We start from the raw sequence: 13,387 nt of genomic DNA, 5'->3' as shown, positions 1-13,387 counted from the left end.
CACGGTTGTAATAAAATCATTAGCTAGAAGGAAGCAATGCCCAAACTAGACAGATATTTAATGATAAAACCATAAGAAAAAAACAATGATTAGATTTTAAATCTAGTCATTGCTNTATTTTTTTTAAAATCAGGGTAATTAGAAAGCAGAAATACTGATCTAAACTATATTCTACGAGGGAGATGGACATATGAAAAAAGTAGAAATTGATGTTAGTAATAACAAGCTTTTAATAGTAAAGGATGGAAATGTTACAGCATTCAATCCACCGGAGAGTGGTTTTGGTGAGCAAGTTGCTGTTTGGATAAACGGTAAAGTTGATCGTGTAGATACTAAGTTTACTGAAAAGATAAAATAATCATTTTAAGAAAGTAGGTTCGCTTATGAGTGTAGCGAGAAATCATGAAGCGATGAAGGAATCACGGTTGAAGGTATACATCGCTTTAGAAGAAGCTAACTTCATTTGGGATGAAAGAGATGTAATTCGTTTTCGTGAAATGTGGAGTCAAGGCATGAGTTTACCAAAGATGGCAAAAGCGTTAAGGAGACATCAAGCTGAGGTTGCTATCCTTGTAATAGATCAGGCTGATAAGTATTTAATTAAAAATCGTCCGATAGGATTAGGGATTTGCTAAATAGGAAGGGGAAAGCAAAATGAATTTAACTAAAATATTCAGAATGCAAAAGGTGTTAGATACAAGAATCATTGAGGAGCATGGATTAGAAGGGCAAAATTTATTTTACAATATGATTCTTGCATTACAGGTTGAAATTGGAGAACTTGCAAATGAAACAAGATGCTTTAAGCATTGGAACAATAAAGGACCTAGTGAAAAAGAAGTTATTTTAATGGAGTATGTAGATGGATTTCATTTTATATCTTCATTAGGGAATGGCATCGGATTTAATCCTAATGAATATAGCCTGAAGTTATTAGAACATAATGCAAACGTCTATACCGCAAGTACGCTAGTAAATCAATTTAACAATGTATATGAAGCTTGTATCGGAATTTCGTGCAACTCAAGACATTGAGCTTTATGAGGAATTATTGTACTCGTTCTTAGGTTTAGGTAAGAAATTAGGAATCACATTTGAAGAGATTGAGCAAGGTTATTACAAAAAGAATGAAGTGAACCACCAGCGCCAAGATAACGGATATTAAGACCAAATTTGAATTTTATAAAAATAAATATTGAGGATAATCCTTATAAATAAAGGCTCCACTCTCAAAAGGGTGAGAGTGGAGTCTGTGGATGATATTACTGAGTTCTTGGGATGGTGAACATCAGCACATAAATAATAGTATGAGTATTCAGAAAAATCATTGAGTAAATGTTTCCGATTTTTCAAATTATAGTTAATTGATTTTCATTAAACAAATGCGTTATTTGAATAGAAAATGGCAGGTAATTGACTAAGTTACCTGCCGTGTGCCTAAAAAGTCCGGAGGGGTAAAGCTCCATTTTTAAAGAGTGTAGTCATGGGAAGTTGACTTGAGGATAGTTTGTGTAATGTAAAAAAGATTATTCGTATAGGAGAATGAAAAAAGAGCACATATCAAATATGTACTCTTGAAAAAAGGAGGCTCCTATAAGCGATGAAACATAATACTACAACATATGATTGCCTCATTTAAAGGTGCAAGGAATGTACAAAATAGTTATTGTGTTGAACAAAAAAACATGCACAAAAATTGTGCATGTATAGTAAAAGCTATGTCTTGTCTATGTAAATATATGCTTAGTTTATATAAATCGTGTGTATGTTTGAACGAAATGGTTATTTGCAAATATAAAGAGCGCTTTTTAAGGCGCTCCATGACCAAAACTAAAATTGAAAAAGAATACCACATGATATTTTATGTATGTTCTTAATACATGTGCAGATCTTTCTTTTGCACAACAAAGCAGCTAGTTAATAAAACTAACTGCTTGTTGTACAAAAGAAACGCTCCGCTTACAGAAATAGTTTGTAACTTTAAGTTACAAAAATAGTATGAACAGGGTTGAAAATGTTATGCAGAGATGAAAAAAATAAAATAAAAAAGAGCACCATGCATTGAACTGCACCCCAATTGTTAGACACAGTCTAACAATTGGGGTGCAGTTTTTCTATGGCTAAATTTACAGCTGATGAAAAAATACAAATCGTTCTACGTTATTTGAACGGAAATGAAAGTTATCGAGAAATGGGTAGATCGCTCGGTATAAGTGACACAATCATTTTGAATTGGGTAAACCAATATAAACAGAATGGTCTGGAAGCTTTTCTAAAACGATGTACAAATTACACACAACAATTTAAACTAGACGTACTAAACTTTATGATTGAAAACGGTATGTCCTTATTTGAGACGGCAGCTATCTTTAATATTCCTGCCCCTTCAACGATTTCTGTTTGGAAAAAACAGCTCGAAACACAAGGAATTGATGCCCTTCAATCTAAGAAAAAGGGGCGTCCATCCATGAAAAAAGATTCAAATAAACAAGTAAAACAACCTTTAGCTGAAGGATCAGTCGAAGCACTTGAAGCACGCATTAAACAGCTTGAGATGGAAAATGAGTACTTAAAAAAGTTAAATGCCTTAGTTCAAAACAAGGAAAAATCACAAAACAAGACAAAGCGCAAGTAGTCTATGAATTAAGGCATAAATATTCGGTGAAGGCACTCGTGGAGCTAGCTACTATTCCTCGAAGCACGTATTATGATTTAGTAAAGAAAATGAATCGTCCAGATGTAGATGCCGATTTGAAAGCCGAGATTAAAGCGATTTATGAGGAAAATGAAGGTCGTTATGGTTATCGTCGCATTCGTGATGAATTAACGAATCGTGGCCAGAAAGTGAACCACAAGAAGGTTCAGCGCATTATGAAAGAGCTTGGGTTAAAGTGTGTTGTGCGTATGAAGAAATATAAATCCTATAAAGGAAAAGTCGGTAGAATTGCACCTAATATTTTAGAGCGTAATTTTCATACAGATGCACCGAATCAAAAGTGGGTAACAGACATCACAGAGTTTAAATTGTTTGGAGAAAAACTGTATGTATCACCTGTATTAGATTTGTATAATGGTGAAATTATTACCTATACAATTGGTTCTAGACCGACGTATTCGCTTGTTTCAGACATGTTAGAGAAAGCATTGGAACGTTTACCTGAAACCCACCAGCTACTGATGCATTCGGATCAAGGATGGCATTATCAAATGAGACAGTACGTCCGTACACTTGAATCAAGAGCTATCGTCCAGAGTATGTCTCGAAAAGGCAACTGTTACGACAACGCAGTAATAGAAAATTTCTTTGGGATTATGAAGTCGGAGTTCCTCTACATAAAAGAATTTGAAAATGTAGAGCACTTTAAAATAGAATTAGAAAAATATATAGATTATTATAATACGAAACGGATTAAGGCAAAATTAAAAATGAGCCCGGTACAATACCGGACTCACTTTTATCAAGCTGCCTAATGAAATAACCGTGTCTAACTTTTAGGGGTCACTTCAATTTATTTTTTCATTTTGGTTCAGTAGACCCGAATTGCACCATATATTGTCTTTGACATAGATTCATCCATCCGCAACCAGCGCACTCCCTGGTCAAGAGTGCGCTGGTTTGTCTTTATTTAATTTCTACATAAGTAGGACTGGCTGTAATGCAGAAGATGTTACCTTTTGAGTTTTTCACTTTATATTGCGGAGAACCATTTACATCTATTTTATCAATGATAGTAAATCCTAAGCCTACACCTACAGTACCAGCAACATCAGAATCGCCCCAAGAAGGTCTAGAATAGAATCGTAGGCCATTTACCTTAGAAACAACTCGCTTGTTTACTACTGAAGTTGCGGATGATTGTCCATCTGCTTCGAAACGTAACCATTCTGTATTTTCATAAACCCACTGATCGCCACCTAAATTAAGCCATCCGCCAGAACGTCCCCATACTAGGTAATTTTCAGGTGCATTTAGCTTTCTAATTGAATCGTATTGAGTACCTGGTCCTTTTCGTAAGTTTACGTTTTTACCAGTAATATAAACAATACCTGTCCCACTTGTGATTGACGGTTGTGGAATCTGTGGTGTTTCCGGAACTTGAACTGTTTCACCATCAACTAATTGTTGTTTAAACCACTGCACACGCCCTTCATTAATCATTCTATGAGGACAGTACTTCCCGCTTCTTTCTTGATGTGTTTTAACTTTCGAAATTGGGATATTGAACATGGCCATTAACTGACGGATCACTTGAATTGCATTCAATTCAGCCTGGCGGTATCTTTCTCCACCTGACATAGAATAACAAATCTCTACGCCGATACTATGACGGTTACCTTGTCCATTACCATCACCTGCATGCCAAGCATTTCTATTAAACGGAATTAATTGAATCGCTTCTTTGTCATCTACTACAACATGGAACGAAGTACCTGTACTATTGTTAGCGACATTATTACGTTCGTTTAATGCTGTAGCATCATTGTAAGTATTGTGGAATGTAATTTCCGTTGGAATCATTGGATTTGGGCATAAAACTGAATAACGACTTTCTGGTACTAACATTTTTTTGATTTCCATTATTGAACATCTCCTTTTTTATTATCATATTCAGAGTTTGTTTTTTGGGTTCTTATTACCAAAATATCGATAGTATTTGTCAAAGCTTCTGGCAACGGAATACCCATCCGACCAGCATTTTCTAAAAGTGAAAGTAGCTCATTACCCATGAAGAAGAAGATAGTTGCTTCACGAATTGCACTGTTACTTCCAAGTGCTGAATCTAGTTGAGCTGCCGCTCCTACCAAAAGAAAAAGCACCACCTTTTTGGCGATGCCTTTGAAACCAACTTTACTTTTTAATTCTCCGTTATACCCTGCTGCAATCATGCCAGTTAAATAATCAATAACTGCCATCGTCACTAAGATTTTCAATGTTGCATCCCATCCCCCCAAGAAATACCCACAGAATCCACCAAAAGTGGCAATAAAGGTTTTTAATAATACATCAATACGATCCATCTTTTCCTCTCCTTTTTTAGATAATCGAGTAGAGGGGACATCTTCTGATATCCGCCCCTCTCACACCACCGTACGTACGGTTCCGTATACGGCGGTTCAGTTTATATTACAGTGTGAACTTTTAGATATCGTTCTAAAGAAGAAGGGACTCCTCTTTTCTTTAATCTTTGGTTTGAAATTGCTCTTTGAACAACTTTCGATAATCCTATATATCGGTAGCCCTTTCGACAGAAGGTTAATCCTTTCGCCTCTTCCTTCGGAATCCCTAGTTGAATAAGTGATTGGATTTGTTTCTTCGGTACTTTCCATTGCTTCCAGATAATCACCCTAATTCTGGAGCGGAGCTTCGCATCTACTTGTTTCATAACGCCTTTCATATTTGCACTCCTGAAGTAATTTACCCATCCGAATATAACTTGTTTTAGTTTCAATATTCGATAGTCCAACGGAACGCTCCAGTTTCGTTTTGTCAATTGGCGCAGCTTTCTTTGAAATTTCTGTACTGAGATTGGGTGTGGTTTTGTTTGGTATCTCTGATCCTTAGGGTTGTGATAATATCCAAACCCTAAAAATTTTAAATCTTCTGGCCGAGAGATTTTACTCTTTTCTGTATTGACTATCAAACCTAATTTCTCTTCTATGAATTTCACGATTGATTTCATCACTCTGCCCGCTGCCTTCTTGCTCTTCACAAAGATAAGAGCGTCATCAGCGTATCTCACAAATTGAAGTCCTCTACTTTCGAGTTCCTTATCGAGTTCGTTCAACATAATATTACTCAATAGAGGGCTGAGATTACCTCCTTGCGGAGTCCCAACTGGTGTTTCTTCATATTTCCCACACACCATGACCCCACTAACTAAGTACTTTCTTATGAGAGAAATGACATCCCCATCATGTATTGTGTTGGAAATAATTCGCATCAATTTATCGTGATGGACTGTATCAAAGAATCTTTCCAAATCAATATCCACTATCCAATCATATCCATCATTTAGAAATTCCAAGCTTTTAACGATTGCCATCTCACAGCTTCTTTTTGGTCTAAAACCATAACTGAATTCACTGAACTGCTTCTCAAATATAGGACTGAGTATTTGATGAATGGCTTGTTGAACTACTCTATCCACTACTGTTGGTATTCCCAGCTTGCGCATCTTGCCATTCTCTTTTGGGATTTCCACTCTTAAGGCAGCTTGTGGTTGGTATTTTCTTGTTCTAATGCGCTGACGTAGCTCGTCCTTGTTTTCTTTCAGATATCGTTTAAGTTCGTCGACTGTTACGCCATCAACTCCACTTGCACCTTTATTTTTATAAACGCGTAAGTAGGCTTCATTCATATTTTGATTACTTAATATTGTTTCTAAAAGTTCCACACTCGTTTCTCCTTCCCCTTACGTAATAAGTGATACCTCTGTTCTGATTATCCTTTGAGATACGCTCATACTTTCACCATTAGCACATTCAGAGTACGTCACTTACGCATTCGTGGCGTTGAAACCCTATAAACTGTTCGGCCCTTCATGAATTTATTTCACTACTATGGCTTCGGCTGACTTCTCGCGGCTAACCATTTTCGACTGTACCGTTAGTACATCCGCAAGACCTCCCAGGGTAAGACAACTATCTTTCCTCTTTTACTCGCCTGATTTACTCTACAAAGTTACGCACATCTTTTTGGACTTTAACTTGTCATGGAGTCTCATCCCTTTATAAAGCCTTCGTATCAGATTTCTGTTCGTCGAGCCAAGATTTTATTTCACGCTTCCTCCAGCCCTTACCTCACGGTAAGTACCTTGCGCTTCCTTAGTGGTTGGCCGATGTGTACCCCCACAGTGGACTTTCACCACCTAGATAGTTGCCATGCCTGGCACACATAAAAAAAGACCAGCTTATGGCTGCTCTGGTTTCCCGTTTATTAATTTTTGTACTAATTCTGTTAATGTAGACACATCGTTTGTTAGTGTCGCAACCTGTTCTTTTAGTTGTTTATTCTCACCTTTAACAGTAGTTAACCCTTCGTTACATTCATGATACTGTTGTTGGAAAGCTGCAATAAGAATAGAAACAGTATTATATAAATTAATGGCCCGTTTCTCTTTATCTGTAAATATAGCATCCGTATCATCTGCAATCATACCGAAATACGTTTCAATTTCTTTTGTTGTATATGGTTCTGTTTGTTCTTCCGGCTTGTTCACACGCATTTGATACAGATCATACATGTCGTCCTTGAAGTTGTACTGTTTGATAGCTAAACTCATGATTTTATCAAGAGCTGAGAAAGGAATATCTTTTATGTTTTCTTTCATATTCCTAGCTGATGTAGGATTAAATGCTTTCGCCCACATTTGACCATTGGCATTTACATTTTCTTGCGCTCGCAGCGTTCTTAATTCTATATCTCGCCATCCATTACCATACACATCTTTAATTTGTAAATTCATATCATAGCCTGATACAAGACTTGCTCTTAGCATTAATCTTCCCATGTTTAAATCATGATCATTAACGCCATTGGCAAAGTATATACTGTTCCCAGTACCTTTTCTATCAAAATGAAACTCACCATAGTTATTTTTAAAATAATGCGGCTCTGTGGTTGTCACTATAAACTTTCCGTATCCTGGAGCCCATCCCACTGAGTTAAAAACAATGTCATTCAAATTGTCAAAGTATAATCTTCCGGCTGCATATGCATAAAGATGTCCACCGTCATTCTGCATTTGAATATATGATGACCATATATTAGTGCCTTCTGCATTTTCTCCTTTAGAAATCCCAAACTTTGCATACGCTTTAGAAGGTTGATCAACTCCATTAATTCGCGGCATGACTTGATAAATATAAAACGATCCTGTGCCGGCGTATTTTCTATTATCAGAACCAAGGACTAATGAAGGTTGAATACTTCCATCATTTGCTTCCATAAATCCTATATAACCACGCGGCCTATCTGCATCGAAAATCTTCATGTTTTGCTTATTTATTTCAACAAATCTACTTCCACTCGTTTTAAGTGTTACTCCTTCTAAAACTTGCCCTTTGATATGATCCGCTGTAATAAAACCTCTTAAGTTAATCCTATTCGCATTCAAAGTAATGTTTTCTTTACTCATATTGAATGCTGCGATTACATCATTTTCTTTTACAGATATACGAACGCCCTTTTCAGTTAACTGAAGACGGGTTTCCATATCTCTTACATAAGATGATGTGGCAAATTGCCCATTTGCTTGATCTTTTGTATATACCTCTGTCTTTTTGGCTGAAGCATTGATCCCCTGTTCATTGATAATAAAGCGGTTATCAATCAAAGTCATTTTTTGATTAAATTGCTCAGTTGCAAGTTTGTTAGCTAATTCGCCCAACAAATCTTGTTTATTTTTATCAACGGTTTGCTTCAACTCAGGTATCTTAAATCCAGCAACATAATTCTCTACTTGTTTAAGCTCAACTTTCGCTCCAATTGCTGTTGCCTGTTGTTCGAGTTTTGTATTTGCATCAGTAAGCTTTTTCCCTTGATCTGATACTACATTATTTAAATTGCTCACTGTGGAAGATAATCCAGTTGCTGTTTGTTCCACTGTAGTCATGCGTTTTTCGAATCCATCTTGACTATTCTGCACCTTAGATACAGTATTTTTTACACCATCCACACTTTTTTCAATTTCGGTTGTTTTTTTCGTGAATTCATCGGTTGATACTTGGTCTTCTACTGCTGGTTTATAGTCTGTTGCTTTATTTCCAATTTCAATTTGCCATTCTTTTAATTCGATCATGCCTTTAACATTACGTAATAGCGTTTGCGGATTGAAAACCTCAATTGCCTTATCTTTAAGATTATAAGTAAAGGAATATGTTTTCCATTCTTGGTTTGCGTTAACATCACTTTCGCAACGAACACCAGGCCATAATTGTTCACCATCTTTATACTTAATCCACACTTCTACCCCAGCCCATGGATTCGGTGTTCCCTTTTCATATCCAATAGTTCTAGCTTTAAAGCTAACAGTAAACTGCTGCCCTTGTAACATCGATAAACCATCCGGCACAATTTTAAATGACTTATTTACTATATTAGACACTGTTGTTCCTGTGTCAGATTTAAGTGTGCCACCTGTACTTAACAGAATGTTACGTCCACCAATCTTCATATCATCAAACTTTTTCTCCACACTACTCAACTTCTCGGTGACCTTTCCTGCTTCTTCTTTAATTTCAGTTGTTGTTTTCTTAAGCTCACTTGTTGTTTGTTGTACATCAGAAATCGTCTTTTTCGTACCTTCCACAGTCGATTCAACCGTATTTAATTTATTACTGATTTCAGTATCTGTTTTTGTTAACGATTCAATAGAAGTTTTAAATCCATCTGCGGTTTGCTCTGATTTCGTTACACGTTCAGTAAGCTTTCCTTGTTCATTTTGAACATTAGAAACAGTAGTGTTAATCCCTTTAATAGTAGTCTCAATTTCTACTGTCTTTTTGGTAAAGTCAGTTGTTGTTACTTGATCTTCTGGTGCTGGTATCCAGTCTGTAGGCTTGTTTCCAAGCTCAATTTTCCACTCCCTAAAATCCACATAAATATCCGCTTGTTGGACCTTTGGAGTTGAAAGGATAAATCTAATTCCAGTATATTTAGACAGGTCATTTGGCATTGTAAGAGTGGTCGATATAGTAGCCCAACTACCATTAACTTCAAATGTTTTATTTCTATCAGGAAATGGAAATTCTGAGCTGCCATATAACAGTGCCATCAATGTCATACTCATTGCTTTTGATGCCCTAACTTTGTGAGAGAAAGTAACCTGCCTACCAGCAATATTATCCGATACGTTTGATAGTAAAAATCCATTATACAAACTAAGCGTAACAGTATCTGTACCTTTTTTAGAGTTCTTAACCCTTAAAAACTTAACTGTACCTTCCGTTTGTTCAGATACATCTATTGGATAGATAGGTGCATTATTAGAATAAATTACTGGCAATTGACTATTTAGTAATATATTACGAACACCAATTTCAGTATTATCAACTTTAGTTTTAAGTTCAGTAAGGGTTTGTTTCGTCCCCTCAGCTGTTGTCTTAATTTCGTTCGTCTTCTGCTCTAGCTGTGATAAACCTTCATTCGTTCTCTTTAATTCAGACTTCTCCGCTTTCTGTGTAAGAGCTTCATTCGTTTGACCAATCGATGTATTAATATCCTTGAATTTCTGTACGTTCCCTTGTTTATCAGTTTCATAGATCTGTTTCCCTATAAAACCATTGTTAATTTCTTCTTTTGTAAACACTCCAGATTTATCGGCTTTATCTTTTAACTGTGTATGAATCCATGTTTGATCCACTTTTCCATTGACTTGCTTTTGAACATCTACTATTTGTCCAGCTATTTCTTGCGCTTTACCTTCCACACTTTGAACCTTTTGATTTAACTCCGTTTTGGCGGACTCAATATCTTTATTTACCTGCTCAAGTGTTTCTTTCTTAACAGATTCAACATCAGGTACAACCGATTCCCAAGCTGCGCCTGTCCATATTTTCAAAATACCAGGCTTTCCATTACTAATATCACGCCAAAGTGTTTTATAAGGTTTAAGTCCCGTTGTCGGTGGATTCTTAGCTTCAATGATGTCTACCGTGTTATTTTTAAGATTCTCTTGAACCTTTTCAGCCAATGTTTTCGCTGCTTCGGATTCTTTCTTAGCATTATTAGCTGTTTCATTTGCATCTTTCACTAATTTATCTAACTGATCTATCAGTTCTTGCTTACTTCCTAGTGAACTAAGAATACGCTTATAAATCTTTCGTAGTTCTTCATTTGGATCAGTAATTTCGCGGTAATCACCAAATGAGTATTTATCTTGCAAAGGATTCGTATGTGATTCATCACCAGCGATTGCCCTTGCTTCTAAATAAAGCTTAGGTGTAAATCCAACATCTTTAATTCGGATTGTATCTCCTTCATTGATTAACTCGTGAGCTAGTCCAAATACACGGCCTATACTTTGTGCTTGAACATCATAAGAAATAGAAGTATTCACACGTTTTGCTAACTCTGTTTTCATAAGAGTCAATAAACGTTCTGGTGTTATATCTTGTTCTGTTTCTGGTGTGTAAAATCCAAATTTATGTTTCCCTTTTTCGTTCCAACGTTGAAAAGCATCATTATCTACAATATAGGGCATACCTTTGTTTATATCTGCAATAGTGAGAACTTCTCCACCTTCTTTTTTGATAAAGCCGATTAAAGCTGTACAAATGTTTTGTGAGTTCTCAATACGTTTGATTCCAACTAAATCTTTACCTAACGTGACTTCTTTTCCTGTTTCTCTTCCTCTTTTTTTCACCATGTCTACATACCAACCTGCAATTTGAGCACCTACCACCTCAACACGGTATATCATTTCTAGTTCAAATAGGGAAGCAATCTTTTTTAAGAAACTCAATGGATCTATAAATTCATCAATAGTCATAGAATGAAATCCAGCATACTCCGTTTTACCGCGCTTCCATTTTGTCCCTATAAGAGCAATATCCATAAATTCATTTACTGTCTTACCTTCAATTTTCTGTGGACGAATATAGTCATCTTTAGCAAGATTAATCCATGCACCTGATGCATAAGTAATTGCGGATCTATCGTTAGGGTCTTTTTCTACTTCAGTGATTATATACGGAACAATACGCCCATCCCTTACTTCTTTTAATACTAAATTTTGTTGCATAAGTGTTGCTGCATATGTCGTGTTATCAAATACTTTAAACTCTAAAGTATCGATATTATTCTTGATTTCCCAATGACGTTTATCATCCCAATAATCTTTTGGTTGTATAGCTGAAACGATTTGACTCGTTTTAAAATCAATAACATGCAAGACTCCACTTGGTGTTCTCATCTAAATCGCTCCCTATATTTAACCTTTGCTGTTCCGATATCAGAAGGCATAATTTCTAGTGTATTCATACCTTTATTAATGACAGGGAAATTACTAAAAATATCCTTCATATTAATTGCATCCTTTCCCTCAATCGTTACATGACTGTTTTCTGTATCAATTACGACTTTATCACCAACATCTACTATATAAGGTGGTGTGTTTTTCGTATTTAAATTTACTTTCCAAAACTTTAAATCACTAACTGACATCGCTTCTACTGGCGGTACATCTTGCCATTGCATAATGCTAATCTGTATTTGAGCTGCTTTTTCCATGTGATAGTTATTTTCATCAGTCCACCTTGCGAAACGTTCTGAATCATCTTTTTCTGTCCCAGGAAGGAATTTTGAAATATACGCTTCCCATACGTTTCCTGTTCTAGCTATCCACAATCGACCAAAATATTGATTCCATGTATTCGGATAATCACCGCTTTCATAAATCAATCCTGTTTTCCCTGGCTTATTATCGTATCCAATAACCATCGTTCCAAAATTTTGTTCGGCTTGCCAATAGAGATCGTTCATAGCAATTTTTGAAAGTACCTTACTATTTTCATCGAGTATTGCTATCTCGACTCTTCCCATTTCATTGATTTTCTTACTCTTACAAGTAACGTAGGCTTGCATAATAAAATCTTGAACTGGGCCACCAGGTATACTCTTTTTAACAGCTGCACCATGCCACCCTTTACCTGTTCCAGTACCAAAATCAGAACAATAAAATTGATATTTATCTGATTTCATTTCGCCAACTGGCTCACCATCTTCCATTGAGCTGACTTTACTCCATCCGACCGTAGTAGCCATTTCATCCCATACAATACGTTGATTCCTTTCTACAGGCTTTTCAACAGTTTTTAGTGGTATACCGATACGAAAATAATCTCGATCACTTAAGGATACTCCGCCGAACCATACATCTAAAAAAGTGTTTGGTTTCGTAATGTTAACCTCGATAATAGGATTAGAATGAACAGTTCCTTTGTTTTGAACATTTGCTGTTAACCCAAGCGCACCTGTTTGAAAATCTACTGTTCGAGTAGGTCCTAATTTATAAGGCATTGGACAAATAAATTTCAAAGTACCTTTACCTAACGTAACGAAATCATCAGGATTAAAATCTTCATCAATTATAGCTAAATATGTTCGATCAGGAGTTGCATCAAATACTAGCTCAACTGCTTCTTCTGTAATTAACCATGCTGCTATTTCTTCTTTTAACGTTTCTAAATCCGTTCCATCTGGAACGATAATTCCTACAGGGACAGGAAGCGGACGAGGATCTGTATCCGTTCCTAATAATCTTGCGCCTGGATATCCAGGTGTTTTTAAGAAATTACGTTTTAGAGGTGCCCATGTTGGTGGACTCCATCCTTTTTCTATTTGGATATATTCTTTTCGTTGATTGTTGAATGTAAAAGAGCTCAT

At 36.2% G+C, this 13,387-nt stretch carries 8 protein-coding genes and 1 pseudogene; 4 read left to right on the top strand and 5 right to left on the bottom strand.

The window, feature by feature from the left end; translation table 11 throughout:
- The first annotated feature begins 190 nt into the window (after positions 1 to 190).
- The 4 genes and pseudogenes from V6946_RS13540 to V6946_RS13525 all read left to right on the top strand — a co-directional run bounded on the left by V6946_RS13540 (position 191) and on the right by V6946_RS13525 (position 3,471).
- Positions 191 to 358: a DUF3954 domain-containing protein gene (locus V6946_RS13540; RefSeq protein WP_006923988.1), complete on the top strand. Its 168-nt coding sequence runs from the start codon at positions 191 to 193 to the stop codon at positions 356 to 358.
- Between the two features lie 25 nt (positions 359 to 383).
- Complete coding sequence (locus tag V6946_RS13535; RefSeq protein WP_006923989.1) at positions 384 to 635, top strand: hypothetical protein; 252 nt, start codon at positions 384 to 386, stop codon at positions 633 to 635.
- Between the two features lie 19 nt (positions 636 to 654).
- Positions 655 to 1,165 (top strand): annotated as a pseudogene (locus tag V6946_RS13530) (dUTP diphosphatase).
- Positions 1,166 to 2,116: 951 nt separating this feature from the next.
- A protein-coding gene (locus V6946_RS13525) for an IS3 family transposase (RefSeq protein ID WP_085961003.1) occupies positions 2,117 to 3,471 on the top strand; the annotation gives its coding sequence in 2 pieces (ribosomal slippage) (positions 2,117 to 2,570 and positions 2,570 to 3,471; 1,356 coding nt in all).
- A gap of 151 nt (positions 3,472 to 3,622) precedes the next feature.
- On the opposite strand, the gene V6946_RS13520 is transcribed toward V6946_RS13525, so the two are convergent.
- The 5 genes from V6946_RS13520 to V6946_RS13500 all read right to left on the bottom strand — a co-directional run bounded on the left by V6946_RS13520 (position 3,623) and on the right by V6946_RS13500 (position 13,387).
- Positions 3,623 to 4,579 (bottom strand): N-acetylmuramoyl-L-alanine amidase, encoded by a 957-nt coding sequence (locus tag V6946_RS13520; RefSeq protein WP_197228430.1) that lies wholly within the window; start codon positions 4,577 to 4,579, stop codon positions 3,623 to 3,625.
- Entirely contained in the window at positions 4,579 to 5,019 is a 441-nt protein-coding gene (locus tag V6946_RS13515; protein ID WP_006925945.1) for a holin family protein, read from the bottom strand. Before V6946_RS13515 ends, V6946_RS13520 begins: the two co-directional genes overlap by 1 nt.
- Before the next feature lie 101 nt (positions 5,020 to 5,120).
- Complete coding sequence (gene ltrA / locus V6946_RS13510; protein WP_406622338.1) at positions 5,121 to 6,395, bottom strand: group II intron reverse transcriptase/maturase; 1,275 nt, start codon at positions 6,393 to 6,395, stop codon at positions 5,121 to 5,123.
- Between the two features lie 516 nt (positions 6,396 to 6,911).
- Positions 6,912 to 11,915 carry a phage tail spike protein gene (locus V6946_RS13505; protein WP_406622337.1) on the bottom strand — a complete coding sequence of 1,668 codons (5,004 nt, stop codon included), beginning with the start codon at positions 11,913 to 11,915 and terminating at the stop codon, positions 6,912 to 6,914.
- Positions 11,912 to 13,387, bottom strand: a complete 1,476-nt coding sequence (locus V6946_RS13500; RefSeq protein ID WP_098214540.1) for a distal tail protein Dit — start codon at positions 13,385 to 13,387, stop codon at positions 11,912 to 11,914. Before V6946_RS13500 ends, V6946_RS13505 begins: the two co-directional genes overlap by 4 nt.

The organism is Bacillus sp. PPSBB_2, from assembly GCF_045291115.1.
In the GTDB taxonomy this organism is placed as follows: Bacteria; Bacillota; Bacilli; order Bacillales; family Bacillaceae_G; genus Bacillus_A; species Bacillus_A cereus.
This window is presented reverse-complemented; position numbering and strand designations above follow the sequence as displayed.